This window comes from Nocardia pseudobrasiliensis NBRC 108224 (assembly GCF_001613105.1).
Taxonomy (GTDB): Bacteria; Actinomycetota; Actinomycetes; order Mycobacteriales; family Mycobacteriaceae; genus Nocardia; species Nocardia pseudobrasiliensis.
In genome coordinates this window covers 25,091-51,089 of record NZ_BDBS01000011.1, presented here as the reverse complement: position 1 = coordinate 51,089, position 25,999 = coordinate 25,091, and the positions used below count along the sequence as shown (strand labels likewise).

Sequence of the window (25,999 nt, the reverse complement as noted above, 5' to 3'; positions counted from 1 at the left end):
CCCGCGGCCGCCCCGAACGCGAATGCGCCCGCGCCCGAGGCGAATCCGGCCCCCGCCCCGGCGCAGCCCGGCACGACCGATGTGCACGCCGTCCAGGCGCAGCCGGTCGCGCACGGCACGCCGGTGTTGGCGACGCGGACCATCGATGTGCCCAAGGCGCGGCACGCGCCGGTCTGGCTGGTGCCCGCACTGCTGCTGCTCGCGCTGGTGGCGGCGGCGGTGTTCTTCAAGGCCGACGCCATCGCCGGTCGAAAGCAACCCTGATGGTGACCGGATTACCGGCCTACTCGGAGTTCGTCGCCAATGTCGAGACCGCCCCACCGGCGCGGCCGCGCTGGCCGTTCGTCGTGCTCGTCACGGTCGGCCTGCTGCTGATCCTCGCCCCGATCGTCACCGGGATGTTCCCGCGGGCGGTCCGGGGCGAGGCCATGATCGACGGCTTCGAACCCTATGTGGCCCAATCGAGTATCGACGGCTATCGCGAGGATCTGCGGGTGCTCGACGGTGCGCGCACGAATGTGTTGAATCTGCGGGCGCAGGGACTCGAACAGGGTCGATATGACCGCGTGGACGCCTTCGTGCGCGACTATCCCGGCATTCGCTCCGATATCTCCTCGATGCTCGACTCGATCGATGCCAATCGGGGCAACTATCAGCGGTTGGCCGATCTGCCGCCGATCGGGGCGCTCCCGTGGTTCCTCGCGCTGGCCGGTGTGATCGTCACGGGCGCGGGCATTTTCGGATTTCGCCGCGCCGGTGCGGGTAAAGGGACCGTGGTGTGGCGTTCGATCGCGGCGCTGGTCGCGCTCGGGCTGATCGCGATATCCCTTGCGGGCGGGCTGTTTTCGGCTGCCTCGGCCGGGCGTCCGATCATCGACGGGTTCCGGCCGATCCTCACCCATGACGAGGTGCGCAAGGTGCAGGGCTATTTCGTCACCCTGGTCGCGGCCGACGGCGAGCTGAACAGCCGCTACGCCGGTGCGACCAGGGCAGCCCATTCCGACGCCGATCTGGCCGGTATCACCGCGCTGGAATCGCGGTGGCAGCCGATGACCTCCCGCTTCGCCGCGCTCATCGGAACCATGAACGACAACATCGAGAATTTCGACGCCGTCGTGGCGCTGGACGATTCGACGAAACCGCTGGGGTTCACCGCATTTCGCGGTCTCGGCTGGTTCTTCCTCGCGCCCGGCGTGATCGTCGTGGCGGCCGCCGCGGCCGGGATGCGCGAATCGAAGAAGGAGCGGCAATGACGAGAAGAGTGCGCGCCCGGATCGCCGTCGCGTTGGCCGGGGCGGTACTGGCGCTGGCGGGGTGTTCGTCCGCCGACAACAGCCCGGCCACGCCCGCGGTCGCCGAGCCGCTGGTCGGATTGTTCCGGTTCACACCGGGTTCCGCGCACGGCGACGAGGTGTCGGGAACCTGGTTCCGCATGGTGCAGCCGGGCGGGACGCCCGACAAGGGTCCGTACATGCCCAACGGCGATTCGCCCGCGCAGAACGGCGCGACCACGCTGCTCGAACCCGGCACGGCCGGTGGGCTGCGCACCGGCGGTTTCCAGAGCGAGCCGAACCCCGGTTTCGCCCAGGGTAATTCGCTGTCGGCCGCGATCACCAAACCGACCAAGTTCTTCGCCGTGGAATTCGGGATCTCCACCAATCCGGTCGATCCGCAGACCGGTCGCAAGGTGCCCGCGCCCACGGTGGTGAACCTCGGCGGCAAACTCACCGCCGATCTGTCCGCCTGGGCGGCGTCCTGGAACGACCAGGAGTTCAACCAGGGCGCGCCCAAACCGCCGGAGAAGGACGGACCCCAGGTCGCGGGGGCCGAACAGGTGCAGCGGGTCTGGGACTGGGTCGCGCAGAAATGGTTCGATCAGCCCAAATCCGGTGCGTCCCAGGGCCCCTCGGCCACGGGAACCTACGACCCGGCCACCAAGAAGTTCACCCTGCAGTGGACCAGCCTGATCGTCGGCGGTCCGTTCAACGGTTTCACCGGCGTCTGGCATCTCGAGGGTGTCTTCGAGCCCGCGGCCGCCGCCCCCGAATCACCCGCCACCGCACCGAAATAGACCATTCGAAGGAGTAACCGCGCGATGTCTACTCGCACCACCAGGCCGGGCCTGGCCGGCGCCATCAGGGTGGTCGCCGCCGTCACCGTCGTCGGCAGCGCCGTCGCGGTGACCGCCCTGACCGTCCGGCAGAACGATCAGGTCACCTCGGTCGTGGTCACCGAGGAGGTGCCCACCGCGGCCGCCCCGGCCGCACCGAATACGCCCGCGGCGCCCGCGGCCCCGGCTCCGGCCCCGGCCGGTGCGCGTCCCGCCGCGGCGGTCCCGCTCGGCACGGGCGGCGGTCCGGCGGTCTCGGTCGCGATCCATCCCGGTCAGGGAGCCGCGCCCGCGCCGAATCCGTCCGGTCCGGCGGCCTCGGTACCGCTGAACTCACAGTCGCCGGGTTCGCAGGATTCGGTGCCGCTGGCCAACAGCCCGTTCACCGCGCCCGCGCTCGATGCCCAGCCCGCCTGCCCGATCGGCTGGCCCGCGCCCAAACAGCAGGGTGGTCTTGCCTCGCTCATCGGCCTCGCCCCCCTGGCCGGGCCGTTCTCCTCGGAGGCCTTCGCGCTGGGTTCGGTGTATCAGCCGATCCTGCAACTCGCCGGGCCGGTGCTGGCCGAGGTCGCCCCGGTCATCACGAAGTACCAGCCCGCGATCGATCCGATCATCACCCAGGTGCAGGGCGTGGAAGCCGTTGTGCTGCAAGCGATCCTGCCCTATTACGGGCCGTATCGCGGCCAGCTGATCGCCGCCGAGGGTGAGCTCGCCAAGCAGCTCGCCCCGATCCTGGACCGCGTCTACAACAGCGAGGCCGCCTCCTGCTTCGTGGCCTGGCAGGGTCAGCTCATCGATCAGGCCAAGGGCGGCCCGGTCCGGGTCCCGTCCCTCGCCCGTCCGGGCGCGATCGTCGAACTGCGTCCGGAGTCCTGACCTGGGTCGACGGCTTGTGGCGTAGCGCACAGCGACGGTGACTCCTGGATTACTCGGACATCCAACTATAGGATGCCCGTAGATCCGGCGTTCCCATACGCCGCACCGTCGACACCGAGGACAGCACTGGCATGGTTCGTGAACTGACACATTTCATCGGCGGACAGCACGTCACCGGGGCATCGGGCAATTTCGGCGATGTCTTCGACCCCAGCAGTGGGCAGGTGCAGGCGCGGGTGCCGCTGGCCGGAGTCGCCGAGGTGGAGGCCGCGGTCGCGAATGCGGCCGAGGCCCAGCTGGAGTGGGCCGCCTGGAATCCGCAGCGCCGCGCTCGGGTGCTCATGAAGTTCCTGACCCTGGTGCAGGACGAGATGGATTCCCTTGCGGCACTGCTGTCCTCGGAACACGGCAAGACCGTCGCCGACGCCCGGGGCGATATCCAGCGCGGCCTCGAGGTGATCGAATTCGCCACGGGCATACCGCATCTGCTCAAGGGCGAGTACACCGAGAGCGCGGGCACCGGGATCGACGTGTACTCCATGCGGCAGCCGCTCGGCGTGGTCGCGGGTATCACCCCGTTCAACTTCCCGGCCATGATCCCGCTGTGGAAGGCCGGACCGGCACTGGCGTGCGGTAACGCCTTCGTGCTCAAACCGTCCGAGCGCGACCCGTCGGTGCCGCTGCGGCTGGCGGAGTTGTTCGTCGAGGCCGGATTGCCCGCGGGCGTGTTCAACGTGGTCAACGGCGACAAGGTGGCCGTGGACGCGCTGCTGCGTGACGAGCGGGTCAAGGCCGTCGGCTTTGTCGGTTCCACCCCGATCGCGCAGTACATCTACGAGACCGCGACCGCACACGGCAAACGCGCGCAGTGTTTCGGCGGCGCGAAGAACCACGCCATCGTCATGCCGGACGCCGATCTCGACGATGTGGCCGATCAGCTGGTCGGCGCGGGCTACGGCTCGGCCGGTGAGCGCTGCATGGCGATCTCGGTCGCGGTGCCGGTCGGCGAGGAGACCGCGGAACGCCTGCGCGCCAAGCTCGTCGAGCGGGTGAACAAGCTCAATGTCGGCCGCTCCGACGATCCGGGCGCGGATTTCGGCCCGCTGGTCGGCCTCGACGGCGTGGACCGCGTGAACAACTACGTCCAGATCGGTGTGGACGAGGGCGCGGAGCTGGTGATCGACGGGCGCGGCCTGAAGGTCGAGGGGGCCGAGGACGGCTTCTTCGTCGGCGCATCGCTGTTCGACAAGGTCACCCCGGAGATGCGGATCTACAAGGAGGAGATCTTCGGTCCCGTGCTGGCCATCGTGCGCGCCAAGGACTACGCGGAGGCGCTGCGACTGCCCAATGAGCACGAATTCGGTAACGGCGTGGCGATTTTCACCCGTGACGGCGATACCGCCCGCGATTTCGCGGCCCGGGTGCAGGTCGGCATGGTCGGAATCAACGTTCCGATCCCGGTGCCGATCGCCTATCACACCTTCGGCGGCTGGAAGCGGTCCGGCTTCGGCGATCTCAATCAGCACGGCCCGGATTCGATTCGCTTCTACACCAAGACCAAGACGGTGACGCAGCGTTGGCCCAAGGGGCGCGAGGAATCCAACGCCTTCGTCATCCCGACCATGGAATGACGGCCATGTTCGTACTCGACGACGACGAGAAGGCGATCACCGAGACCGCCCGCGCCTTCGCCGACGAACTGCTCGCCCCGAACGCGCTGGAATGGGATGAGCGGAAACACTTTCCGATAGATGTGGTCCGCAAGGCCGGCTCCCTCGGCATGGGTGGCATCTACATCGGCGAGGACGTCGGCGGCTCGGCCCTGCGGCGACTGGATGCCGTGCGCATCTTCGAACAGCTCGCGACGGGCTGTCCGGCCATTGCCGCCTACATCTCCATTCACAACATGGTCGCGTGGATGATCGACAGCTACGGTGATGAGGCGCAACGCAATCGGTGGCTGCCGGGGCTGACATCGATGGATCTGCTCGGCAGCTACGCGCTGACCGAGCCGGGCGTCGGATCCGATGCCGCGGCGCTGAGCACCCGGGCCGTGCGCGACGGCGCGGACTATCTGCTCACCGGCGTCAAACAGTTCATCTCCGGCGCGGGCAGCACCGATGTGTACGTGGTGATGGCCCGCACCGGCGATACCGGTTCGCGCGGCATCTCCGCGTTCATCGTGCCCGCCGATACGCCGGGAATCTCCTTCGGCGCCAACGAGAGAAAGATGGGCTGGCATGCCCAGCCCACCCGTCAGGTGATCCTGGACGAGGCCCGGGTACCAGCCGAGAATCGACTCGGCGTGGAGGGCAACGGTTTTCGGATCGCCATGAACGGGCTCAACGGCGGCCGCCTCAATATCGCGGCCTGCTCGCTGGGCGGCGCGCAGTCGGCGCTGGACAAGTCCGTGTCGTATATGGCCCAGCGCAAGGCCTTCGGGGCGCGGCTGCTGGACAATCCGGCGTTGCAGTTCGAACTGGCCGATATGCGGACCTCGCTGGAGGCGGCGCGGACGCTGCTGTGGCGGGCCGCCGCGGCGTTGGACGCCGACGCCGAGGACAAGGTCGAGCTGTGCGCGATGGCCAAGCGATTCTGCACCGACTCCGGATTCGAGATCGCCAACAAGGCCCTGCAATTGCACGGCGGCTACGGCTATCTCGCCGAATACGGGGTGGAGAAGATCGTCCGGGATCTGCGCGTGCACCAGATCCTCGAGGGCACCAACGAGATCATGCGGGTGGTCGTCGCCCGTTCGGTGATTGGAGGAGCGGCATGAGCGACGAAGTCCTCATCGATGAACGCGACGGGCTGGGGTTGATCACGCTCAATCGGCCCAAGGCCATCAACGCGCTGACTCATTCGATGGCGCTGACCATTCTCGCCGCGCTGCGGCGGTGGGCGGACGACGATGCGGTACGCGCGGTCGTGGTCACCGGCGCGGGCGAGCGCGGGCTGTGCGCGGGCGGCGATATCGTCGCCATCTACGAAGACGCGAAAAACAGTGCGGGCGGCGCGGATTCGCCGTCGGGCCGGTTCTGGCGCGACGAGTACATCCTCAACGCCTATATCGCCCGCTATCGGAAGCCCTACATCGTGGTGATGGACGGCATCGTGATGGGCGGCGGCGTGGGTCTGTCCGGGCACGGCAGTCATCGCATCGTCACCGAGCGGTCCAAGGTCGGAATGCCCGAGACCGGAATCGGTTTCATCCCGGATGTGGGCGGCACCCATCTGCTCGCGCGTACGCCGGGCGAACTCGGCACCCATGTCGCGCTGACCACCGCGCGGATGAGCGCCGGTGACGCGATCGCCGCGGGGTTCGCCGACTACTTCGTGCCGTCGGAACAGATTCCGGCGCTGCTGGACGCGCTGCGCACCGCCGAGCCGGATGTGGCCATCGCCAAATTCGCACAGGCCGCGCCCGCCTCCGAACTCGCCGCGCAGCGGGATTGGATCGATGCCTGCTACAGCGCCGATACGGTCGAGGAGATCGTGGCCCGCCTGCAGGCGCACGAATCGCCCGCGGCGAACAAGGCGGCAACCGATGTGCTGTCGAAATCGCCGGTGGCGCTGAAGGTTACGCTGCGCTCACTGCGCGACGGTCGCGTGTTCGGCAGCCTCGAAGAGGTGCTGAACGAGGAGTACCGCGTATCGGTGGCCGCGCTGTCCAGCCATGATCTGGTCGAAGGTATCCGCGCGCAGGTGATCGACAAGGACCGCGATCCGCGGTGGCGGCCCGCGACCCTGCCCGAGGTGTCCGCCGCCCAGGTCGACGCCTACTTCGCCGGACTCGGCGATCAGGAATTGAATCTCGTAGCGCCGGAAGGACAATCGGCATGAGCACAAAGGTCGGCTTCCTCGGCCTCGGACATATGGGCGGTCCGATGGCCGCCAACCTGGTCAAGGCGGGTTACGAGGTGCTCGCCTATGATCCGGTTCCCGCCGCGCAGGAGCAGGCGCGCACCGACGGAGCGACGGTCCTCGACACGGCCGCTGCGGCCGCCGCCGAGGCCGATGTCGTGATCACCATGCTGCCCAACGGTCGCATCGTGCTCGATGTCTACGCCGATGTGCTCGCCGCGGCCAAGCCCGGCACGCTGTTCGTCGACTGCTCCACCATCGATGTCGCCGATGCCATCGAGGCGGCGAAAATCGCTGTGGCGGCGGGGCATCGGGCGCTGGACGCACCGGTCTCCGGTGGTGTCGGCGGTGCGGTGGCGGGCACGCTGACCTTCATGGTCGGCGGCGAGGCCGAGGATTTCGCCGCCGTTGTGCCGCTGCTCGAGGTGATGGGTGGCAAGGTCGTGCACTGCGGCGCCGCCGGTGTCGGTCAGGCCGCGAAGATCTGCAACAACATGATGCTGGGCATCTCCATGATCGGCCTGTCGGAGGCGATCGTACTGGGCGAGAAGCTCGGCCTGACCCACGAGAAGTTCTACGACGTGGTCTCCACCGCATCGGGCCAGTGCTGGTCGCTGACCACCTACTGTCCGGTGCCGGGCCCCGTTCCGACCAGTCCTGCCAACAACGACTATCGCCCCGGCTTCGCGACCGCGCTGATGAACAAGGATCTCGGCCTGGCAGCCAACGCCCTGCGCGACAACCAGGTGGACGGACAGCTCGGACTGCTCGCGGCCGCGATCTACGACCGTTTCAACCGAACCGATGCCGGGCGGGACTTCTCCGCTATCGTCACCGATATCCGCCACCGATCGGAAGAGGGACAGTGACCGACTTCGAGACCATTCTGCTGGAGCGCAAGGGGCGGGTGGCCCTGATCACGCTGAACCGGCCGAAGGCGCTCAATGCGCTCAACTCGCAGGTGCTCGTCGATATCACCGCGGCGCTCGACGAACTCGAGGCCGACGCCGGAATCGGCGCGGTGGTGCTGACCGGCTCGGAGAAGGCGTTCGCCGCCGGGGCCGATATCAAGGAGATGCAGTCCAAGTCCTATATGGATATGTATCTCGCCGATCACTTCAGCGGCTGGGATCGGCTGGTCGCGTTCCGCAAGCCGGTGATCGCCGCGGTCGCCGGTTATGCGCTGGGCGGCGGGTGTGAGCTGGCCATGATGTGCGATCTGCTGATCGCGGCCGATTCGGCGAAATTCGGTCAGCCCGAGATCAAGCTCGGCGTAATTCCGGGTATGGGCGGTTCGCAGCGCCTGACCCGCGCGGTCGGTAAGGCCAAGGCCATGGATCTCATCCTGACCGGTCGCAATATGGGCGCGGAGGAGGCCGAGCGGGCCGGCCTGGTGTCGCGCATCGTGCCCGCGGCCGAGCTGGTGGCCACGGCCCTCGAGGTCGCCGAGACCATCGCGGGGATGTCGCTGCCGTCGGTGATGATCGCCAAGGAGGCGGTCGATCGGGCCTACGAGACCACGCTGTCGGAGGGGCTGCGGTTCGAGCGGCGGGTGTTCCACTCGCTGTTCGCGACCGAGGACCAGAAGGAAGGTATGACCGCCTTCGTCGAGAAGCGGCCCGCGAAGTTCAGCAATCGCTGATGACGAGACGACTGGTCATCGCGGTCGTGGCGGTTGCCACGGCCGCGATTGCCGGTTGTGGTGGCCACACCCCGGGTCCGATCGCGGCCTCGAGTGCGCCGCGGGCCGCGGGGGAGGCGTTGCCGATCGCGGAGTGCGGGGGTGTGGCCGAGGCCGATATCGCCGCGGCCACCGGGTTCGCCGATCTGCGGCAGGTTTCGCGTAATCCGCTGCGCTGCCGCTGGGAGGCGGGCGACGAGACCGCGGTCACCTTCGAATGGTTTCGGGGTAGTCCGCTCGATGCGCGCACGCCGATCGGCGCGGGGGATCGGGTCAGCGCGGTGCGGCTGGCCGATCGGCCGGGGAAGATGTGGCCCGCCGATCGGTCCTGCGAGATCGCGGTGGGTTCCGGGGCGGGCGATTTCATCGACTGGAGGGTCGACACCGCACAGGGCGTTGGGGCGCAAGCCTGTTCGGCGGTGCGGGAGTTGGCGACGCGGACGCTGCGGAAGGCCGGGTGAGCGGGATGCGGGCGGTTCGTATGATCCTCGCCGCGGGCGTGCTCGCGGCTGTCGCCGGATGTTCCTCCGGCACAACGCCCGAGGCGCGTGATGTGCCCGCCGATGAGAATCAGCTCGTCAACTGCGGTCCGGAAACCGAGACCGAGATCGCGAAACTGGTGCACGCCAGCTCCGTTCGCGCCCAGGGCGGGCCGACGATCTGTGCGTGGGAGGGTGAGTACGCCGACGGTGGCGGGGTCGTCGACATCACCTATGCGTGGCTGGCGAATGATTCGCTGCTGCGCGACAGTCAGGTGGCCGCCGAATTCGGTTATCGCACCGAACATCTGGTTCTCAGCAGTTTCGGCGGACTGCTTTGGCGCGATCCGCGCGATCCGGGCAGCTGCGGTATCTCCGCGGCGGATTCGGGAACGGTCACCTATTGGGTGCAGAATCGCAGCCACACCGCGCAACCCGATCCGTGCGCCGCGGCAACGGGTTTGGCATTGGCGACGGTCAAACTCGACGGCTGAATCACTTCGGCGGCAGCTGCGGTGTGCCCGGGGTGCCCGCGACCTCCATCGGCGAGGCCGGGGTGCCGCCGTGAGTGGTGGGCTGCGGAGAGTCCTTGTTGGCCATCAGAAGTCCGGCGACTGTAGCGCCCAGGGTCGCCGTCACCGCGAGGGCGGCGACGAGCTTGCGCTTGGATACCGGCGCGGAGCCGGTCGGGCGCAGCGCGGGCACGGTGGAGAATCGGACGCCGCGCACCCGGCGGGCCGAGGGCAGTTCGGTCGCCATCAGGACCGCGCCGCGGGCGGAGACGAATTCCGGTTCGGGATCGTAGATCTGGGGCAGATCGAGCAACTGGGCCAGCGATTCGCGGATACCGGGGTTGCGGGCGCAGCCGCCCAGCGGTGCGAGCACCTGCGGGGTGACTTTGGCCTCCTCGATCATCTGTCGGATATAGGACACCGAATGATGAATTCCGGCCGCCACCAGATCGTTGAAATCGCTGCGCGTCAGCACCATTCGCAGGCCCGTGATCGGATCGCCCGCCGTCAGCACCGGTGAGGTGGTCAGGGCCTCCTTGTAGGCGCGGCTGGTCGGCTTGTCGATATTCACCCCGCCGTGCGCGAGTCGCCAGCGCAGCAGCGCGTCGTGACCGTCGCCGCCCAAGACCGTGCTGCGCCGCGTGGCGAGGATCGCGTCGGTGCGGCAGTCGGCCTCGGTGATGGTCAGACCGGATGCGCCCAGGTCGTAGAGCACCACTGAACCCTCGTCGGGCAGCTGGCGGCTGAAGCGCAGATAGCGCAGCTGGGCGACCGGTTCGTCGACGATGGTCAGGCGGCTGCGGCCAGCGGCGGCGCGGATCGCGTCGGCGTGCAGGGTGCAGCGGCAGGTGACGGCGATTCCGGTGATGAATTCGTCGCGCTGGGTCGCGGCCTCGCGCATGAGGTTGATGGCCTGGAAGACAGGCTCCTCCACGCCGCCACCCGCCCGCCGGGGAACCGTGCAACGGTCGATGGGGGGCAGATGCGGCTGGTCGGAGTGCGTGAGCATCGCGCGTGCGCCGCCAGCGCCCGCTGATACCCCCAGGACCAGCACCATGGCCTCCATGGTGAACCTTTTGTGCCCCGATGGGAAGACGACGGAACGGTAATGTCGCTGGCCGGATGCTGAATGGTTATCGTGTCAGACCCAACGTGTCGGCGTGTCGCCCGTGTCGAAGTCACCGGCGGCCCGGCGGAACTCGGCCAGCAGCCGCAGTAACGACTGCAACCGGTCCGACGGCAGTCCCGGACGAGCGAAGACCTGCTCATTCAGGGCGGCCGTGGTTCGTGCGACCAATTCGCGCCCGGCATCGGTGATCTCGATCAAGGTTGCTCGACGGTCGCTGGGATGTGGAACGCGTTTGACCAAATGGGCCGATTCGAGCCGATCCACGGTATTGGTCACGCTGGTCGGATGCACCTGCAACCGCGCGCTGGCCATCGCCATCGGCAGCGCCCCGGTCTTGCTGAAACTCAGCAGCGCCAACAGCTCGTACCGCGAAAACGTCAACCCCGACGGCCGCAGCGCCTCGTCCACCCGGGCCATCACGATCTGCTGCGCCCGCACCAGCGAGGTCACCGCAGCCATCCCGTCGGCGACCTCCCCCCACCCGTGCGCGGTCCACTGCCGGTGGGCCTCCTCGATCGGATCCAGGGGAAGTGGACGCGGCGTAGCCATCTCTCGAGTGTATTTGCAGAACGATCCGTTTTTCCGATCACGGTGAGAACAACCATCGGCACCGTGTCATTCGCCGGGCAGTATGGAGAACATCGGCGGGCGTGCCCGAGTGGCCAGGGACCGGTCTGCAAAACCGTTTACGCGGGTTCGAATCCCGCCGCTCGCTCTGTGCAATTTGCGCCGCAAACCTTTCAGGTTTACGAGTTGCAATCAGGTGAGGCCCGAAAGGTCGCGTAGGACTACGTGATTGCGGTCGGCTGTGGTGCCGAGGGTGTATTCGGGGATGAGGCCGAAGTACTCGGCTCGGGTTCTGGTGCTCCAGCGGCGGGCGTCGGGGGTGCGGGTTTTGTAGAAGGTGGCCTGGTAGCCGCCCTCGTAGAGGTGGAGGAGGGTGTAGCCGCCGGGGTATTCCTTGACGGCTGCCACCTCCAGGAATTCGACGTTCAGGGGGATGTCGGGGCGGGTGCGGCGGTTGCGGTGGGTGTGGCCGCTGTGGTGAAGGAAGACGCCGGGGGCGGTGCGGTAGAGCGATTGGAGTTCGGCGGCGTCGGTGCGGTTCAGGACGAAATCGGGGCCGCCGATATTGGTCAGGGCCGATTCGAAGGTGACGGGGTGGTGGCCGAATACCAGGGTGGGCCGGTCGGGATCGGCGGCGAGAATCGTACGCAGGCGGTCGAATTGGGCTCGGTCGATCATTCCCCCCGCGGCGTCGAGGGCGGTGGTGTCCAGGCCGAGCAGACGCAGGCCGCCCAGGTCGTATTCGGCCAGTTCGCCTCGGGGGAGGAAGGATTCGCCCCAGCAATCGTGATGATCGGTGCCGGGGACGACCGGGCAGCTGTCGTAGTCCGCGCCCACATGCGGGCGGTCGTGGTTGCCCCGGGCAGCGAACCAGTCCTTGCCCGCCGTGCCCCAGCCGTCGAGAAGCCTTCGGACACCACGGCTTTGCTCGGGCGTGGCCTCCGAGGTGAGATCACCGGCGAGCAACAACTGGTCCACGCCGCGGTCGGGGCGGCGCAGATCGTCGAGCAGCGCGGTGAGCATCACCTCCGGATAGGGCGGCAGGCCGGGCTCCTGATGCACCCCCGGGGGCAGTCCGGCGGCGATGAGACCGCTCACCTCCTCGCCCAGATGGACGTCGTTGCACAGGGCCAGGGTGCGCAGCAGACGTCCGGGCGGCGGTGTGAGCGTGGTGAATTCACCGACGCACTCCGGCGAACCGGGCATCCGGGTCGCGAAATTCGGTGCGGGCGTGGCGCGTACACCCCGCGACCAGGCCTCGAAGCGATAGCGACGGCCGGGTTCGAGGCCGGTGATCTCCGCGTAGTGATAGGGGGTCGGCTCGGGATCGGACAGGATCACCCGGGCCGGCCCGGGCGAATCGGCCGGGGCCACACGGACTTCGGTATCCGTCTCGACCGGCGCGTTGCTGCCCGCCTCGAGCGTGGTCCAGGTGAGGACCGCGGAGGTCGGGGTGATCGTCACCAGTTCCAGGTCGGTGGCCGACAACGAACCTCCCTGCGCCCGAGCCGAACCCGCACCGCGGACGGTCAGCAGCGGCATCGCGGCGGCCAGACCCAGCGCGGCCAGCGCCCGCCGGCGATTCGGCCCACAGCAGCTCATTGATCCTCCCTCGGCGGAACCACACTCCGGGAATCGGCGGTCATGTGCACCATACGGCCCTTCGACGCCGCCGACGCGGTGTTCCCCGGGACGTCGACCGCCCGTAACCCGCCGGTCGCGGGGACTCGGGGGTCGCACTGCGAACCGGTATGCCAGCGAGTAGCTTGGTTAGCCAAACCTCAGCGATCGAGCGGCGAAAGGAGGGCCCGTGGCGGCCCGATGGAAACTGCTGACCGGTGCGCTCGCGGCACTGACCGTGCTCGCGGCCACGACTGCCTGCTCGAATGCGTCCAAGGACGAGAACGAAATCCTGGTCTACAACGCCCAGCACGAATCGCTGACCAAGGAGTGGGCGGACGCGTTCACCAAGCAGACCGGCGTCAAGGTGACCCTGCGTAACGGCGGCGACACCGATCTGGCCAACCAGCTGGTGGCCGAGGGCAAGAATTCGCCCGCCGACATCTTCCTCACCGAGAACTCCCCGGCGATGGCACTGGTCGAGGACGCGGATCTGTTCGCCGATATCGACGCCGACACCCTCGCCCAGATTCCCGAGCAGTACCGCCCGTCCACCGGTAAATGGGTCGGCGTCGCGGCGCGCTCGACGGTCTTCGTCTACAACCGGGACAAATTGCCGCAGGATCAGCTGCCCGGCTCGCTGCTGGATCTGGCCCAGCCGCAGTGGAAGGGCCGTTGGACCGCCGGAACCGCGGGTGCGGATTTCCAGGCCATCGTCGCGGCGCTGCTGGAGCTGAAGGGTGAGGACACCACCCGGGCGTGGCTGAAGGGTATGAAGGAAAACGCCGCGTCCTCGCAGAACAACACCACCGCGATGAAGAACGTGAACACAGGGCAGTTCGACGGCGCGGTCATCTACCACTACTACTGGTTCCGCGATCAGGCCGCGACCAGGCAGAACTCCAGCAATACCGATCTGCACTTCTTCAAGAACCAGGACCCCGGCGCATTCGTGTCGACCTCCGGCGGCGGCGTGCTGAAGTCCAGTAAGAAGCAGCAGAACGCGCAGAAGTTCGTCAAGTTCATCACCAGCACCGCGGGCCAGCGCGTACTGCGCGACGGTACCTCGATGGAATATCCGGTCTCGGTCGACGTGCCCGCCAATCCGGTGCTGCCGCCGCTGGACAGCCTCCAGGCGCCCAAGATCGATCCGAGCCGGCTCGACGCGAAGAAGGTGCACGAGCTGATGACCGAGGCGGGCCTACTCTGACCGTCACGGTCGGGACGGGCGCGCCCGCCCGGGCCGGTCGGCCCGGGTACGCGGTCACGGGTATCGCGCTGCTACTGGTGGCCGCGACCTTCGTGCCGCTGGGCTATATCGTCTCGACCCTGTTCTCCACCGGACCGCACGAGGCCGCGCAGTTGGTGTTCCGGCCGCGGGTGGGCGAATTGCTCCGCAACACCGCCGGTTTGGTCGCGCTCACGGTGCCGGTATGCGTCGTGCTCGGGGTCGGGCTGGCCTGGATCGTAGAGCGCACCGATGTGCCCGGCGCGAGCTGGTGGGGGCCGATGTTGGCCGCGCCGCTGGCGGTTCCGGCGTTCGTCAACAGCTACGGCTGGGTCAGTGTGTTCCCGGCGCTGCACGGGCTCGGGGCCGGGGTGCTGGTCACCACCATGTCGTATTTCCCGCTGGTGTACCTGCCCGCGGCGGCCACACTGCGGCGGTTGGATCCGGCGGTGGAGGAGTCGGCGCGGGCGCTGGGCTCCGGGCCGGTGGCGGTGTTCGCGCGAATCGTGCTGCCGCAGTTGCGATTGGCGATCCTCGGCGGGGCGCTGCTCATCGCGCTGCATCTGCTGGCCGAATACGGCGCGTTCGTGATGATCCGCTTCGACACCTTCACCACGGCCATCTTCGAGCAGTACCAGTCGAGTTTCGCCGGACCTGCGGGCAGCATGCTGGCCGGAGTGCTGGTGCTGTGTTGTCTGGTCCTGCTCGCCGCCGAGGCCGCGGTGCGTGGCCGGGCGCGCTATGCCCGGGTGGGTGCGGGAGCGCCGCGAGCGGCGACGCGAATCCGGTTGGGGTGGTGGGCCGTTGCGGCTCTGGGCATGCTGGCGGCGGTGCTCGCCGCGGCGTTGGGCGTGCCGCTGTGGACGGTCGTGCGCTGGTTGCGGATCGGCGGCGCCGCGGTGTGGGACGGCGGCGAGATCGGCGAATCGCTGGCCCAGACAGTGGGTTTGGCGCTCACCGCGGCGGTGATCACGACGCTGTGCGCGTTCCCGGTGGCATGGATCGCGGTGCGGTCGCAGTCGGTGTTCGCGCGAATCATCGAGGGCTGCAACTACATCACCAGTTCGCTGCCCGGCATCGTCATCGCGCTGGCCATGGTGACGGTGACCATCCGCTATCTGCCCGGGGTGTATCAGACCGCGGCCATGGTGCTGGCCGCGTATACGCTCATGTTCCTGCCGCGGGCGCTGGTGAGCGTGCGGGCCGGGCTGGCCCAGGTGCCGGTGGGTCTCGAGGAGATGTCGCGGGCGCTGGGGAAATCCGGCCCGGTCACCTTCCTGCGCGTGACATTGCGGCTGACCGCGCCCGCCGCCGCGGCCGCGGCGGCACTGGTCTTCGTGGCCGTGGCGACCGAGCTGACGGCCACACTGCTGTTGGCGCCCAACGGAACCCGAACCCTGGCGATGGGATTCTGGGCGGCCTCGGGCGAATTGGATTACGCGGCCGCCGCGCCGTATGCCCTGATCATGATCGTGGTGTCGATTCCGGTGACGTATCTGCTGTTCACCCAGTCCAGAAAGGCGGCGGGGGTATGAGTCGTCTGGTGATCTCCGAACTGGTGAAGTCGTTCGGGTCCACCCGGGTGCTCGGCGGCCTGGATCTCGAAGTGCCCGACGGGACCTCGACCGCGGTGGTCGGCTCGTCCGGGTGCGGGAAGACCACGCTGCTGCGGGTGATCGCGGGCTTCGAGGCGCCCGATGCCGGATCGGTGTCGATCGGCGGGGAAGTCGTCGCGCGGGAACGCTTCCGCAAACCCGCGCATCGCCGCAATATCGGCTATGTGGCGCAGGACGGCGCGCTGTTCCCGCATCTGACCGTGGCCCAGAACATCGCCTACGGTCTGGGCGGCATCACCGATCGGCGACGCCATCGCGAGCGGGTGCTCGAACTGCTGGAAATGGTGTCGCTGGACGCCTCCTATGCCGGACGCCGCCCGCACGAACTGTCCGGCGGGCAGCAGCAACGAATCGCCCTGGCGCGGGCCATGGCTCGTAAACCGCAGGTGATGCTGCTGGACGAGCCGTTCAGCGCGCTGGACACCGGGTTGCGCGCCGCGACCCGCCAGGCGGTGGCCGAAACGCTGCGCGCGGCCGGAATGACCAGCATTCTGGTCACCCACGATCAGGAGGAGGCGCTGTCGTTCGCCGATCAGGTCGCGGTCATGCGGGCGGGCCGCTTCACCCAGGTCGGCACGCCCGAACTGGTCTATGCGAATCCGGCCGATCTGTTCACCGCTCAATTCCTCGGTGACTGTGTCCTGGTGGACGCGGTGGTCGACAACGGGGTGGCCGAGGGCTTGCTGGGGCGTGTGCCGGTGCGCAATGGCGCTTCGACGGGTCCGGCTACCCTGATGCTGCGACCGGAACAGCTTGTCGCGCACTCGGTTTCGGAGAGCGAAGCGAGTATCGGAGTCGTCCGCGCCGCCGAATTCCGGGGCGCCGACACCATCTTGACCATTGCGCTGGACGATCGCGCCGATCCCATTCAGGTGCGGTGCGCGAGCGTCGGGGCCGCGCCAGTGGAGTCTCGGGTGCGCATCGAGATCACCGGCGACGCAACGGCCTTTCCGGTGTCCTGAACTCAATTCGCTTGCGGGCGACGGGCGTAGACGAACAGATGCGGCTCGGGCAGCGCGTTGGGATGGTCGGGCCGGAACGTACTCTCCCGCTTCTCGATGATCTCGACCCCTGCCTCGCGCACCTTGGCCACGAAATGCGGTGTGGCATAACTGCTCACCCGAAACCGGATGGCCCATGAACTCGGTGTCGATGCGATCCACGTCGACGGGCACGGTCGCGACCATCAGATATCCGCCGGGCCGTAGCCAGCTCGCCATGCGGCACAGGGTTTCGTCGATCTCGGGGCGGCTCATCTGCAGCAGCGGGAAGAATGCGCAGACGGCGTCGAAGCTCGCGGGTTCGGCCTGATATTCGCGAACATCGGTCTGTCGAAAGGAGGCGGCGGCGACCCGTCGCCGGGCGAGTTCGATCATGACGGGGGAGACGTCGATACCGTCCACGCGAAACCCGTTGCCGGACAAGACCTGTGCGGCGGGAATCCCGGTGCCGCTGCCGATGTCGAGGATATGCGCCCCGGCCGGTAATCGCCCGACCAGCCATTCCAGGGCGGCATGCCGCTCGGGCAGCGCGGCGTAGGCGTGTTCGTACTCGGCGCCGAGCGCGTCGAACAGACGCTCTGCCGACAGCGGCGTAGCGGGCGACATGGTTCGAAGTGTCCATCTTCGCGACGGTTCCGGCGGGCGTTTCCGCCGGAATCGGGGCGCGAGCGGTCAGTGGTTGGAGAGTTCGGACAGCTGGTAGGCGATGCGGTGGCGGACAGCGGGAATGTGGGTGAGCAGGCGGATCGCCGCATTGCGCACGGTTCGGGCGGGCCGCGAGCGCAGGGTGGCCATGGTCGTCATGCGGTCGGTGAGGGCGACGACGCCGAGGGCGATCGGGCGGCGGCGTGACTCGTAGGTGTCGAGCAGATCCGGGGATTCGCCGCCCAGTACCAGCGCGAGCAGCGTGCCGAGCAAGGCCGCGTCCTGGATACCGGTGTTCATACCCTGTCCGCCCGCCGGGCTGTGCACGTGGGCGGCGTCGCCCGCGAGCAGGATTCGACCCGCGCGGTAGGTCTCTGCGACCCGATGGTGGACGCGGAATCGCGAGCTCCACAGCAATTCTCGAATCCGCGCGCCCGGGCGGCGGGCGTCGAGGATGGCCTGGATATCCGCCAGCGTCGGATGTTCCGGCGCGCGATCGACCGTGGCGACCACGCGGAAGCGATCGGGGGTCTCATCGGGCAGCGGTGCGATGACGGTGATGCCCTCCCGGGACAGTTGCAGCGTCAGCTGATCGCGCGAATCCGGCCAGTCCATCCGCACATCGGCCAGGACGAAGGATTCGGGATAGGTGTCGCCGGTGAACCCGATGCCCGCCTGATCGCGGACCACACTGTGCATGCCGTCCGCGCCGATCACATAGTCCGCCCGAATAGAGCCGGAACCGCCTGCGGCATCGGTGTATTCGACGGTGACGCCGGTATCGTCGCCGCGCACCGCGGTGACCCGGTACGGCCGGTGCACATCGCCGCCCGCCTTGCGCAGCCTGGTCAGCAGGACGCTCTCGGTGATCTGCTGACCGAGGGACAGCACATAGGGATAGTGGGTATCGAGTCCGGCGAAGGAGATCGTGCCCAGCCGATGGCCCCCGTCGCGCAGCGTGAACCGGGGCACCTCGAGTCCTCGATCGTGCAGTTCGTCCGCGATGCCGAGCTCGCGCAGCACCTCCAGCGTGCGGGCGTGCAGGGCCACCGCGCGGGAGGTGTTGGCGCCCTCGGCCAGTCCGTCCAGGACGACGACATCGATATCCGCGTCGGCCAGCATGACGGCCGCGGTGAGGCCGGTCGGTCCGGCGCCCACGACGACGACCGATGCGGAGGCGGGAATCTCGCTCATGACGTGCTCCTCAAGTGTGCCAACAATTGTTGGCCAACGACTGTTGGCATCAACCGTACGGCCGGGTGGACTGGCGTGTCAACAGTTGTTGGCCTACATTCGTTGGCATGATCGCCGAGACCACGCCACGCCGCTCCGACACCACCCGCGCGGCGATTCTGGAGGCCGCGCGCCGCCGCTTCGCCGAGGACGGGTTCCGCAAGGCGACGATCCGTGCGATCGCGGCCGATGCCGGAATCGACCCGTCGATGGTGATGCGCTATTACGGCAACAAGGACGGGCTGTTCGCCGCGGCGCTGGATGTCGAACTGGATCTGCCGGATCTGGCGGCGGCGGAACAGGATTCGCTGGGTGAGCTGCTGGCTCGGCGATTTCTCGAGCTGTGGGAGGCTCCGCCGGGCAGCGATATTCTGCTGACCCTGCTGCGCTCGGCGGTCACCGACGAGGAGGTGGTGGATCGGGTCCGGGGGGTGTTCACCGAACAGGTGATGCCGGTGATCCTGCGCGTCGGCGATCCGGCGGACGCACCCCGCCGGGCCGGTCTCATCGCGACCCAGATTCTGGGATTGGCGCTGTGCCGCTACGTATTACGACTGCAGCCGGTGGTGGCGTTGAGCCATGAGCAGATCGTCACCGATATCGGCGCGACCCTGCAGCGGTATCTGACCGATCAGTGAGCCCAGGTGTCGGGGCGTCTGCCGTCGAGATCTGTGAAACCGTATTCGCGGGCGAGGTCGGCGACGGTGCGGGACTGTTGATTCCAGCGGGCGCGGTCCGGGTCGGCGGCCAGGGCCGCGACGGCGCGTCCGATATAGCGCGGTGATTCCGATTCCGCGAAACCCGCTGGGGCGGTGGGTTTCTCGTCCGGACGATCGGGTCTCAGGGCATCGCGCCAATTCGCCTCGGTCACGCCGTAGGCGTCGAGCATCATCTCCGAGCGCAGCCACCCGGGCGTGAGGGCGACGGCCGTCGCGCCGTGCGGGGCCAGTTCGTGGCCCTGGGAGTAGGCGAGCCGGTTGACCGCGACCTTGGCCAGATCGTAGAACACCGAGATGCGGTAGTTGTCCGCGTTGAATTCCGCTGTACCGTCGGTGATTTCGACCAGCAGTCCGCCGGGGCGCTCGATCAGCAGCGGGAGCAGGTGGTGCGAGGTGATCAGATGACTGGTGACGCCGAGATCGAGGATGCGTCGCCCAGCCGCGAGATCATGCTCCCAGATCGGTGTATTCCACTGCGCCGGTTCGCCTTTGAGGCGTTCCGCACCCCACAGATCGTTGACCAGGATGTCGAGGCGGCCGTGGTCGCGGCGCACCAGGTCCGCGAGGTCACGGACCTGTTCGGAATCGAGGTGATCGACCTGCGCGGCGATTCCCACGCCGCCCAGACTCGTCACCAGATCGGCCGTCTCCTCGATGGTTTCGGGCCGATCGTAATCGGAGCCGCCGCGGCCGTGGACGCTGCTGCGGCCGGTGCAGATCACGGTGGCCCCGGCCTCGCCGAGCCCCGCGGCAATGCCTCGACCCGCACCGCGCGTGGCCCCCGCGACCAGCGCGATCCGATCCCGCAGCGGCCCGGTCATTTCCGCCTGCCGAGTAACAGCGTCTGGGTGCCGCGACCCACCGGGCCCTTCTCGTCGAACAGCCGCGATTCCGCCAAACCGATGCCGCTGCGTTCCGGGTAGGTGACGGCGTCGAGGCAGATCCACTCGCCGACGGGCTCGCGGTGCAGGGTGACGGTCAGATCGGTATTGATGAAAAGGTATGTCTCCCAATCCAGAACGGTGCTGATCCCATTGCCGTGATCGGCGGCGACGAGGGTGCGTTCCAGCGGGCTGGGCACGGTCCCGGCCACCACCGGGCGGCGCAGGCGCATCCAGCACACCGCGGGTCCGGGCTGGATGAAACCGCCGGAGGCGAAGCGATATTCGATACCGGTGTGGAAGCCGATCTCGTGCGCGGTCGGAAAGTCCGACGCCTCGGCGACCGTATCGGGTCCCGGGCGCGTGCCACTCGCCAGCGCCGTCTCCGGCAGATCCAGCTCCGGGTCGGCCTGCCGGATCCGCCAGGCATTGGCCTGCAGCACCGGCCCCTGCGCGGAACGCATTGTCGCCTCGACCAATTCGACGCTGCGCCCCGGCCGCGTAACCCTGGCCTCCACCACCACCGGCGCCAGCGGCACCGGCCCGAGAATCTCCACCGCGATCCGGGCCACCCGGAAGCCCTCGCGCGGCTCGCACCGCTCGACGACATGCCCGAGCAGCGCCGACGGCGGCCCCGCATGCTGCGCGTCGGCCGCCCAGGGCCCACGCGTCAGTTCGGTCGATTCGAACCGCGTCGGGTCGCTCGGATCGGGCAGATAGAAAGCCTCCATACGACCTTCCTACCGCACCCCCTCACCCGCTCTCCATGCCCACATGGGTACCGACGATACGAGCGCGCGCGGCAATTGACCGCCGACGACAAAAGCCCCGATCGTCGGAACCGATCGAGGCTTTCGGTGCCCTCGGCAGGATTCGAACCTGCGGCCTTCTGCTCCGGAGGCAGACGCTCTATCCCCTGAGCTACGAGGGCGGGGGTGGACCCGGTCGTCGTTGTTTGCACGTCGTCCGATCGGGCTGGGAAAGCGTATCGCATCGGGGGGCGTGCGCCAAAAAGCGGGGTGAGCGGGGATCAGTTGAGGGGGAGGGTGGTGGCGCCGCGAGCGGTGAGCATCTTGGTCATGAGCTGCATCTCACCCTGTTGGGTGGTGTTCATGCTGCTGGCCAGCGAACGGACGGGATCGGTGTCGGCTCGGGTGGTGGCGTATTCGATCATCGACAGGCCGCCCTGGTGGTGGCGCAGCATCAGTTGGAGGAACAGGGTGTCCTGGGCGGGGCCTGTGGTGCGGCGCAGCTGGTCGAGTTCCTCGGGGGTGGCCATGCCGGGCATGGTCTGCACGGGGCCGGACATCTGGTGCTGCATATCGTGGTCGTGGCCGGTAGGGGTTGCGGTCATCCAGCCCATATAGCCGTCGGGATCCAGGGTCGGCTTGCCCCACAGCTGGAGCCAGCCCTGCATGCGGCCGGCCTGATTCTGCTGGGTGGTCAGAATGTCGTAGGCCAGCCGTTTCACATCGGGGTCGCTGCCGCCGGACAGTTCCAGTCCGGCCATCTGCACGGCCTGTGCGTGATGGACGGACATGTCCTGACAGAAGCCCGTGTCGACCGCTCCGGGCGCGGCATCGGGGCGGTGCTGCAAGGGGATTCGCGCGATCAGGCCGAGGGCGAATCCGGCCAGCAGCACCCCGACCACCGACAGGACGAGGACGGCCGTGCGCTGCCGCGCGCCGGGGCGGTCGATCGTCACGACTACTGCTTCGGCGCGGGCTGTCCGGGCACGCCGCCGGGGACGCCGGGCATGCCGGGCAGACCGGGGATGCCCGGGATGCCGCCGCCGGGCATCCCGCCGATGCCCTCGTCGGTCGACGGGGTCAGGCCCTTACCGTCCATCGGCACCGCGTCCGGACCGGTCGGGGTGGGATCGAACGGCGGCGGATTGTTGGTGTCGAACGTCGGATTGTCGCAGGCGGCACCGACTTCCGGATACGCGTACTGGTTCAGCCGCAGGGCCGTGATGAATTCGCCGACGCGCTTGTCCCCGGCGTCGTCGAGCTTGAGCTGATGCCCCCACGACTGCAGCGAGATCGCATGGTCCAGGCCCGGATACGGTGACATCAGCATCGCGGGCTTGTTCTGCACCCTCTGCTTCAGTCCGTCGAGGGCCGATCCGCTGACCTTGTCGGGGTTGTAGGCGATCCACACCGCGCCGTGTTCGAGGGCGTGGACCGCGTTCTCGGTGCGAATGGCCTTGGGATAGACCACGCCGGTGCAGGCCGCCCACGACTCGTCGTGCGGTCCGCCCATCGGCGGGCTCATGTCGTAGGCCACCCGCTGCGGGGCGCGCACGTGCAGACCGGCCTTGTACTCCTTGGTCACCACGCCGCCGATCGCGCTCGACGGATCCTTGCGCTCGGCGGTGGGGGTGAATTTCTCCGCATCCGCCTTCTCCTGATATTTCGGCACCAGATACACCGCGAGCGCGGCGATCAGGCCGATGATCACGACGGCGGCCCCGATGGCGGGCCAGGGAATTCGGCTCCCGAAAGGCTTCTTTCCGGTGCCCCCGGTTTTGCGGGCGGGTGCGGATTTGGCGGCGGCACGAATCGCCTTGGCCGATTTCGCGCTGGTGTTCGGCATCGCTGATGTGCTCTCTTCGACATGTCGGACGGTCCCGCAATGCGGCAAGCTGGTGTTGCCGGCCCGGTTTGCTGGGTGCCTGCCCAGTGGTGCCCGATGACGGTGGACGCCTGCTCAGACCATAGGATAAGGACTCGTGACTCCAGCTGACCTTGCAGATCTCCTTCGTGCTACCGCGGCGAAGGTGCTTGTCGACCGTGGATCGGACCCTTCGGTCCTGCCCGACGAGGTCAAGGTGGAGCGTCCCCGCAATCCCGAACACGGTGACTATGCCACGAATGTGGCCATGCAGGTGGGCAAGAAGGCGGGATTGAATCCGCGCGAACTGGCCGGGCTCTTGGCCGAGGCGCTGTCGGCGGCCGAGGGGATCGAGGTCGCGGAGGTCGCGGGTCCGGGCTTCCTCAACATCCGGCTCGCGGCCGCGGCGCAGGGCGCGATCCTCGAGCAGATCCGCGCGGCGGGCGCGTCCTACGGCACCTCCACCGCACTGTCCGGTAGCAAGATCAATCTGGAATTCGTATCCGCGAATCCGACCGGGCCGGTGCATCTGGGCGGTACCCGTTGGGCCGCGGTCGGCGACGCGCTGGGCCGGATCCTGGCCGCGCAGGGCGCCGACGTCACCCGCGAGTACTACTTCAACGACAACGGCGCGCAGATCGATCGGTTCGCCAACTCCCTGGTGGCCGCGGCCACCGGCGCCCCGACGCCCGAGGACGGCTACGCGGGCGCCTATATCGGCGAGATCGCAGAGCGGATCGTCAGCGCCCATCCCGAGGCGGTGAACCTGCCCGAGGCCGAACGGCACGAGCTGTTCCGCCGCGAGGGCGTCGAGCTGATGTTCACCCACATCAAGCAGACCCTGCACGACTTCGGCACCGAATTCGACGTCTACTTCAATGAGAGTTCGCTGTTCGCCTCCGGCGCGGTCGATCGGGCCGTCGAGCGGCTCAAGACGATGGGCAAGCTGTACGAGAAGGACGGCGCCTGGTGGATCGCCAGCTCCGAATACGGCGACGATCAGGACCGGGTCGTCATCAAGAGCGACGGCAAGGCCGCCTACGTCGCCGGTGACATCGCCTACTACCAGGACAAGCGGGCCCGCGGTTTCGATCTGTGCATCTACATGCTCGGCGCGGACCATCACGGCTATATCGGCCGTTTGAAGGCGATCGCCGCGACCTCCGGCGACGATCCGAAGACCGTCGAGGTACTCATCGGCCAGATGGTGAATCTGGTGCGCGACGGCGTGGCCGTGCGGATGAGCAAGCGCGCGGGCACCGTGGTGACCCTCGACGATCTGGTCGAGCTGATCGGCGTCGACGCCGCGCGCTATTCGCTGGTGCGCAGCTCGGCCAACACCAGCATGGATATCGATCTCGACGTCTGGACCAAGCAGAGCAATGAGAATCCGGTCTACTACGTGCAATACGCGCACGCCCGGACCTGTGCGGTCGGCCGCAATGCCGCCGATCTCGGATTCGCCGGCGTCGCACCGGATCTCGCGCTGCTGACCGCCGACGAGGAGGGCGAGCTGATCCGCACCCTGGGCGAGTACCCGGCCGTCGTGGCGAGCGCCGCGACGCTGCGCGAACCGCATCGCGTGGCCCGCTATCTGGAGGAGCTCGCGGGCGCCTACCACCGCTTCCAGACCAACAAGACCCTGCGCATCCTGCCGCAGGGCGACGATCCGGTCACGCCGATCAACGCCGCGCGCCTGGAACTCGTCAACGCAACCCGCCAGATTCTCGCCAACGGCCTCGCGCTGCTCGGCGTCAAAGCTCCGGAGAGGATGTGATGAGCGTTCACCCGGCCGGGCCGCGTCACGCCGAGATCCCGCACGCCCCCAATCTGCCCGAGCGGCCGAGTGATCCGGCCCGCATGATCGATCTGCCCGCGAATGTGTGGCCCCGCAACGCCTCTCGCGGCGACGACGGTGTCGTGCGGCTGGCGGGCGTCTCCGTGCTCGAGCTGGCCGAGCAGTACGGCACGCCGTTGTTCGTGGTCGACGAGGACGACTTCCGTTCCCGCTGCCGGGATATGGTCCGGGCGTTCGGTGACAACGCGCGGGTCCACTACGCCTCCAAGGCTTTTCTGTGCGGGGAGATCGCACGCTGGGTGCGTGACGAGGGCCTGTCGCTGGACGTGTGTTCCGGCGGCGAGCTGGCGGTCGCGCTGCACGCGGGCTTTCCGGCGCATCGGATCGCCCTGCACGGCAACAACAAATCGGTCGCCGAGCTCGAGGCCGCGGTCGCCGCGGGCGTGGGACATGTGGTGGTCGATTCGCTGATCGAGATCGATCGGCTCGAATCGGTGGCCGGGCGCGCCGGGGTGGTGCAGGACGTGCTGGTGCGCGTCACAGTCGGCGTGGAAGCCCATACCCACGAATACATCTCGACCGCGCACGAGGATCAGAAGTTCGGCTTCTCGATTGCCGGTGGCGACGCCCTGGAGGCGCTGGCCCGGGTGTTCGAATCGGATAATCTGCGCCTGGTCGGCCTGCACAGCCATATCGGTTCGCAGATCTTCGACATCGACGGCTTCGAGATCTCGGCGCGGCGCATGCTGCGGCTGCTGCGCGATGCCATCGACAAGTTCGGGGTGGAGCGCACCGCGCAGATCCACACCCTGGATCTCGGTGGCGGACTGGGTATTTCATATCTGCCGAACGACGATCCGCCACCGCTGGACGATTTCGCCGCGAAGGTGTGCGATCTGGTCGGCTCGGAGGCCGCGCATATCGGATTGCCGACCCCGACCATCGCGGTCGAGCCCGGCCGAGCCATCGCGGGTCCCGGCACAGTGACCCTCTACGAGGTCGGCACCGTCAAGGACGTCAGCCTCGACGGCGGCCTGCGGCGACGCTACGTCAGCGTCGACGGCGGTATGAGCGACAACATCCGGCCCGCCCTGTATCAGGCCGACTACGACTGTCGCCTGGTCTCGCGCGGCAGCGATTCCGGTCCGGTGGTGGCCCGGGTGGTCGGAAAGCATTGCGAGAGCGGCGATATCGTTATCCGTGATACCTGGATGCCCGCCGATGTGGGCCCGGGCGATCTGATCGCGGTGGCGGCGACCGGCGCCTACTGCTATTCGATGTCGAGTCGCTACAACCTGCTCACCCGCCCGGCCGTGGTGGCCGTGCGCGAGGGGCGGGCCCGCCTGATCCTGCGCCGGGAGACGGTGGCGGACCTGTTGAGCTTGGAGGTCAGCGCATGACCGAGTCAGGGCCCGGAGGAGGCAGCT

25 protein-coding genes, 2 tRNA genes and 2 pseudogenes are annotated in these 25,999 nt (G+C 68.0%); 18 read left to right on the top strand and 11 right to left on the bottom strand.

Annotated features, from left to right (window positions below; genetic code table 11):
* The 11 genes and pseudogenes from NP4_RS41625 to NP4_RS12780 form a co-directional block, all read left to right on the top strand.
* A pseudogene (locus NP4_RS41625) lies at positions 1 to 264 on the top strand (hypothetical protein); the annotation flags it as partial.
* The gene (locus NP4_RS12825; RefSeq protein ID WP_082875816.1) at positions 264 to 1,253 is read left to right on the top strand and encodes a hypothetical protein; all 990 of its coding nucleotides are present in this window, start codon (positions 264 to 266) and stop codon (positions 1,251 to 1,253) included. The pseudogene NP4_RS41625 and the gene NP4_RS12825, both read left to right, overlap by 1 nt.
* Positions 1,250 to 2,071 carry a hypothetical protein gene (locus NP4_RS12820; protein WP_067997006.1) on the top strand — a complete coding sequence of 274 codons (822 nt, stop codon included), beginning with the start codon at positions 1,250 to 1,252 and terminating at the stop codon, positions 2,069 to 2,071. The genes NP4_RS12825 and NP4_RS12820 overlap by 4 nt, the downstream gene beginning before the upstream one ends.
* 24 nt (positions 2,072 to 2,095) lie before the next feature.
* Positions 2,096 to 2,986 (top strand): hypothetical protein, encoded by an 891-nt coding sequence (locus NP4_RS12815; RefSeq protein WP_067997003.1) that lies wholly within the window; start codon positions 2,096 to 2,098, stop codon positions 2,984 to 2,986.
* Between the two features lie 131 nt (positions 2,987 to 3,117).
* Entirely contained in the window at positions 3,118 to 4,617 is a 1,500-nt protein-coding gene (locus NP4_RS12810; RefSeq protein ID WP_067997000.1) for a CoA-acylating methylmalonate-semialdehyde dehydrogenase, read from the top strand.
* Positions 4,618 to 4,622: 5 nt separating this feature from the next.
* Positions 4,623 to 5,765: an acyl-CoA dehydrogenase family protein gene (locus NP4_RS12805; RefSeq protein ID WP_067997024.1), complete on the top strand. Its 1,143-nt coding sequence runs from the start codon at positions 4,623 to 4,625 to the stop codon at positions 5,763 to 5,765.
* Positions 5,762 to 6,829 (top strand): enoyl-CoA hydratase/isomerase family protein, encoded by a 1,068-nt coding sequence (locus tag NP4_RS12800; protein ID WP_067996998.1) that lies wholly within the window; start codon positions 5,762 to 5,764, stop codon positions 6,827 to 6,829. The genes NP4_RS12805 and NP4_RS12800 overlap by 4 nt, the downstream gene beginning before the upstream one ends.
* The gene (gene mmsB, locus NP4_RS12795; protein WP_067996995.1) at positions 6,826 to 7,719 is read left to right on the top strand and encodes a 3-hydroxyisobutyrate dehydrogenase; all 894 of its coding nucleotides are present in this window, start codon (positions 6,826 to 6,828) and stop codon (positions 7,717 to 7,719) included. Before NP4_RS12800 ends, mmsB begins: the two co-directional genes overlap by 4 nt.
* Positions 7,716 to 8,492: an enoyl-CoA hydratase gene (locus tag NP4_RS12790; RefSeq protein ID WP_067996991.1), complete on the top strand. Its 777-nt coding sequence runs from the start codon at positions 7,716 to 7,718 to the stop codon at positions 8,490 to 8,492. The genes mmsB and NP4_RS12790 overlap by 4 nt, the downstream gene beginning before the upstream one ends.
* The gene (locus NP4_RS12785; protein ID WP_067996989.1) at positions 8,492 to 8,992 is read left to right on the top strand and encodes a DUF3558 family protein; all 501 of its coding nucleotides are present in this window, start codon (positions 8,492 to 8,494) and stop codon (positions 8,990 to 8,992) included. The genes NP4_RS12790 and NP4_RS12785 overlap by 1 nt, the downstream gene beginning before the upstream one ends.
* A gap of 5 nt (positions 8,993 to 8,997) precedes the next feature.
* Entirely contained in the window at positions 8,998 to 9,504 is a 507-nt protein-coding gene (locus tag NP4_RS12780; protein WP_082875815.1) for a DUF3558 family protein, read from the top strand.
* A 1-nt stretch (position 9,505) separates the two neighbouring features.
* On the opposite strand, the gene NP4_RS12775 is transcribed toward NP4_RS12780, so the two are convergent.
* Both NP4_RS12775 and NP4_RS12770 read right to left on the bottom strand, forming a co-directional pair.
* Positions 9,506 to 10,579, bottom strand: a complete 1,074-nt coding sequence (locus tag NP4_RS12775; protein ID WP_067997021.1) for an Hsp70 family protein — start codon at positions 10,577 to 10,579, stop codon at positions 9,506 to 9,508.
* Positions 10,580 to 10,663: 84 nt separating this feature from the next.
* Positions 10,664 to 11,200: a MarR family winged helix-turn-helix transcriptional regulator gene (locus NP4_RS12770; protein WP_067996983.1), complete on the bottom strand. Its 537-nt coding sequence runs from the start codon at positions 11,198 to 11,200 to the stop codon at positions 10,664 to 10,666.
* A 95-nt stretch (positions 11,201 to 11,295) separates the two neighbouring features.
* On the opposite strand from NP4_RS12770, the gene NP4_RS12765 reads away from it, so the two are divergent.
* Positions 11,296 to 11,366, top strand: a tRNA-Cys gene (locus NP4_RS12765).
* Between the two features lie 44 nt (positions 11,367 to 11,410).
* Here NP4_RS12765 and NP4_RS12760 read toward each other — a convergent pair.
* The gene (locus tag NP4_RS12760) at positions 11,411 to 12,820 is read right to left on the bottom strand and encodes a metallophosphoesterase (protein ID WP_067996981.1); all 1,410 of its coding nucleotides are present in this window, start codon (positions 12,818 to 12,820) and stop codon (positions 11,411 to 11,413) included.
* 208 nt (positions 12,821 to 13,028) lie between these two features.
* Here NP4_RS12760 and NP4_RS12755 point away from each other — a divergent pair, with 208 nt between their 5' ends.
* The 3 genes from NP4_RS12755 to NP4_RS12745 are packed head-to-tail and all read left to right on the top strand — an operon-like array spanning position 13,029 to position 16,644.
* Positions 13,029 to 14,048 (top strand): iron ABC transporter substrate-binding protein, encoded by a 1,020-nt coding sequence (locus tag NP4_RS12755; RefSeq protein ID WP_067996979.1) that lies wholly within the window; start codon positions 13,029 to 13,031, stop codon positions 14,046 to 14,048.
* The gene (locus NP4_RS12750; RefSeq protein ID WP_067996976.1) at positions 14,045 to 15,601 is read left to right on the top strand and encodes an ABC transporter permease; all 1,557 of its coding nucleotides are present in this window, start codon (positions 14,045 to 14,047) and stop codon (positions 15,599 to 15,601) included. The genes NP4_RS12755 and NP4_RS12750 overlap by 4 nt, the downstream gene beginning before the upstream one ends.
* Positions 15,598 to 16,644 carry an ABC transporter ATP-binding protein gene (locus tag NP4_RS12745; protein WP_067996973.1) on the top strand — a complete coding sequence of 349 codons (1,047 nt, stop codon included), beginning with the start codon at positions 15,598 to 15,600 and terminating at the stop codon, positions 16,642 to 16,644. Before NP4_RS12750 ends, NP4_RS12745 begins: the two co-directional genes overlap by 4 nt.
* A 2-nt stretch (positions 16,645 to 16,646) precedes the next feature.
* Here the strand turns inward: NP4_RS12745 and NP4_RS42105 are convergent, their stop codons facing one another.
* The 3 genes and pseudogenes from NP4_RS42105 to NP4_RS12735 form a co-directional block, all read right to left on the bottom strand.
* Positions 16,647 to 16,802 (bottom strand): hypothetical protein, encoded by a 156-nt coding sequence (locus tag NP4_RS42105; protein ID WP_211335900.1) that lies wholly within the window; start codon positions 16,800 to 16,802, stop codon positions 16,647 to 16,649.
* 49 nt (positions 16,803 to 16,851) lie between these two features.
* Positions 16,852 to 17,289: pseudogene (locus NP4_RS43350) on the bottom strand (class I SAM-dependent methyltransferase); the annotation flags it as partial.
* A 66-nt stretch (positions 17,290 to 17,355) separates the two neighbouring features.
* On the bottom strand, positions 17,356 to 18,522 hold the full coding sequence (locus NP4_RS12735) for an FAD-dependent oxidoreductase (RefSeq protein ID WP_067996971.1): 1,167 nt from the start codon (positions 18,520 to 18,522) through the stop codon (positions 17,356 to 17,358).
* Between the two features lie 107 nt (positions 18,523 to 18,629).
* Between NP4_RS12735 and NP4_RS12730 the strand changes: the two genes are divergently transcribed.
* Positions 18,630 to 19,199 carry a TetR/AcrR family transcriptional regulator gene (locus NP4_RS12730; RefSeq protein WP_067996967.1) on the top strand — a complete coding sequence of 190 codons (570 nt, stop codon included), beginning with the start codon at positions 18,630 to 18,632 and terminating at the stop codon, positions 19,197 to 19,199.
* On the opposite strand, the gene NP4_RS12725 is transcribed toward NP4_RS12730, so the two are convergent.
* The 5 genes from NP4_RS12725 to NP4_RS12705 form a co-directional block, all read right to left on the bottom strand.
* Entirely contained in the window at positions 19,193 to 20,101 is a 909-nt protein-coding gene (locus NP4_RS12725) for an SDR family oxidoreductase (protein WP_067996964.1), read from the bottom strand. The two genes, NP4_RS12730 and NP4_RS12725, sit on opposite strands and share 7 nt — an antisense overlap.
* Complete coding sequence (locus tag NP4_RS12720; RefSeq protein WP_067996960.1) at positions 20,098 to 20,892, bottom strand: thioesterase family protein; 795 nt, start codon at positions 20,890 to 20,892, stop codon at positions 20,098 to 20,100. The genes NP4_RS12725 and NP4_RS12720 overlap by 4 nt, the downstream gene beginning before the upstream one ends.
* A gap of 127 nt (positions 20,893 to 21,019) precedes the next feature.
* Positions 21,020 to 21,092: transfer RNA gene (locus tag NP4_RS12715), tRNA-Arg, on the bottom strand.
* 99 nt (positions 21,093 to 21,191) lie between these two features.
* Entirely contained in the window at positions 21,192 to 21,866 is a 675-nt protein-coding gene (locus tag NP4_RS12710; RefSeq protein ID WP_067996957.1) for a DUF305 domain-containing protein, read from the bottom strand.
* A gap of 2 nt (positions 21,867 to 21,868) precedes the next feature.
* Positions 21,869 to 22,756 carry a thioredoxin-like domain-containing protein gene (locus NP4_RS12705; RefSeq protein ID WP_067996955.1) on the bottom strand — a complete coding sequence of 296 codons (888 nt, stop codon included), beginning with the start codon at positions 22,754 to 22,756 and terminating at the stop codon, positions 21,869 to 21,871.
* 136 nt (positions 22,757 to 22,892) lie between these two features.
* Here NP4_RS12705 and argS point away from each other — a divergent pair, with 136 nt between their 5' ends.
* Together argS and lysA are read left to right on the top strand one after the other, a co-directional pair.
* A complete protein-coding gene (argS, locus tag NP4_RS12700) occupies positions 22,893 to 24,551 on the top strand; it encodes an arginine--tRNA ligase (protein ID WP_067996950.1) in 1,659 nt (552 codons plus the stop codon).
* Positions 24,551 to 25,972 carry a diaminopimelate decarboxylase gene (lysA, locus tag NP4_RS12695; RefSeq protein WP_067996948.1) on the top strand — a complete coding sequence of 474 codons (1,422 nt, stop codon included), beginning with the start codon at positions 24,551 to 24,553 and terminating at the stop codon, positions 25,970 to 25,972. The genes argS and lysA overlap by 1 nt, the downstream gene beginning before the upstream one ends.
* The last annotated feature ends 27 nt before the right edge of the window (positions 25,973 to 25,999 follow it).

What these genes read in the sequence shown, in the direction of transcription:
- NP4_RS12825 (WP_082875816.1), top strand. Translation starts at nt 264, where the DNA reads ATGGTGACCGGATTACCGGCCTACTCGGAGTTCGTCGCCAATGTCGAG.
- NP4_RS12820 (WP_067997006.1), top strand. Translation starts at nt 1,250, where the DNA reads ATGACGAGAAGAGTGCGCGCCCGGATCGCCGTCGCGTTGGCCGGGGCG.
- NP4_RS12815 (WP_067997003.1), top strand. Translation starts at nt 2,096, where the DNA reads ATGTCTACTCGCACCACCAGGCCGGGCCTGGCCGGCGCCATCAGGGTG.
- NP4_RS12810 (WP_067997000.1), top strand. Translation starts at nt 3,118, where the DNA reads ATGGTTCGTGAACTGACACATTTCATCGGCGGACAGCACGTCACCGGG.
- NP4_RS12805 (WP_067997024.1), top strand. Translation starts at nt 4,623, where the DNA reads ATGTTCGTACTCGACGACGACGAGAAGGCGATCACCGAGACCGCCCGC.
- NP4_RS12800 (WP_067996998.1), top strand. Translation starts at nt 5,762, where the DNA reads ATGAGCGACGAAGTCCTCATCGATGAACGCGACGGGCTGGGGTTGATC.
- mmsB (WP_067996995.1), top strand. Translation starts at nt 6,826, where the DNA reads ATGAGCACAAAGGTCGGCTTCCTCGGCCTCGGACATATGGGCGGTCCG.
- NP4_RS12785 (WP_067996989.1), top strand. Translation starts at nt 8,492, where the DNA reads ATGACGAGACGACTGGTCATCGCGGTCGTGGCGGTTGCCACGGCCGCG.
- NP4_RS12780 (WP_082875815.1), top strand. Translation starts at nt 8,998, where the DNA reads ATGCGGGCGGTTCGTATGATCCTCGCCGCGGGCGTGCTCGCGGCTGTC.
- NP4_RS12775 (WP_067997021.1), bottom strand. Translation starts at nt 10,579, where the DNA reads ATGGTGCTGGTCCTGGGGGTATCAGCGGGCGCTGGCGGCGCACGCGCG.
- NP4_RS12770 (WP_067996983.1), bottom strand. Translation starts at nt 11,200, where the DNA reads ATGGCTACGCCGCGTCCACTTCCCCTGGATCCGATCGAGGAGGCCCAC.
- NP4_RS12760 (WP_067996981.1), bottom strand. Translation starts at nt 12,820, where the DNA reads ATGAGCTGCTGTGGGCCGAATCGCCGGCGGGCGCTGGCCGCGCTGGGT.
- NP4_RS12745 (WP_067996973.1), top strand. Translation starts at nt 15,598, where the DNA reads ATGAGTCGTCTGGTGATCTCCGAACTGGTGAAGTCGTTCGGGTCCACC.
- NP4_RS12735 (WP_067996971.1), bottom strand. Translation starts at nt 18,522, where the DNA reads ATGAGCGAGATTCCCGCCTCCGCATCGGTCGTCGTCGTGGGCGCCGGA.
- NP4_RS12730 (WP_067996967.1), top strand. Translation starts at nt 18,630, where the DNA reads ATGATCGCCGAGACCACGCCACGCCGCTCCGACACCACCCGCGCGGCG.
- NP4_RS12725 (WP_067996964.1), bottom strand. Translation starts at nt 20,101, where the DNA reads ATGACCGGGCCGCTGCGGGATCGGATCGCGCTGGTCGCGGGGGCCACG.
- NP4_RS12720 (WP_067996960.1), bottom strand. Translation starts at nt 20,892, where the DNA reads ATGGAGGCTTTCTATCTGCCCGATCCGAGCGACCCGACGCGGTTCGAA.
- NP4_RS12705 (WP_067996955.1), bottom strand. Translation starts at nt 22,756, where the DNA reads ATGCCGAACACCAGCGCGAAATCGGCCAAGGCGATTCGTGCCGCCGCC.
- lysA (WP_067996948.1), top strand. Translation starts at nt 24,551, where the DNA reads ATGAGCGTTCACCCGGCCGGGCCGCGTCACGCCGAGATCCCGCACGCC.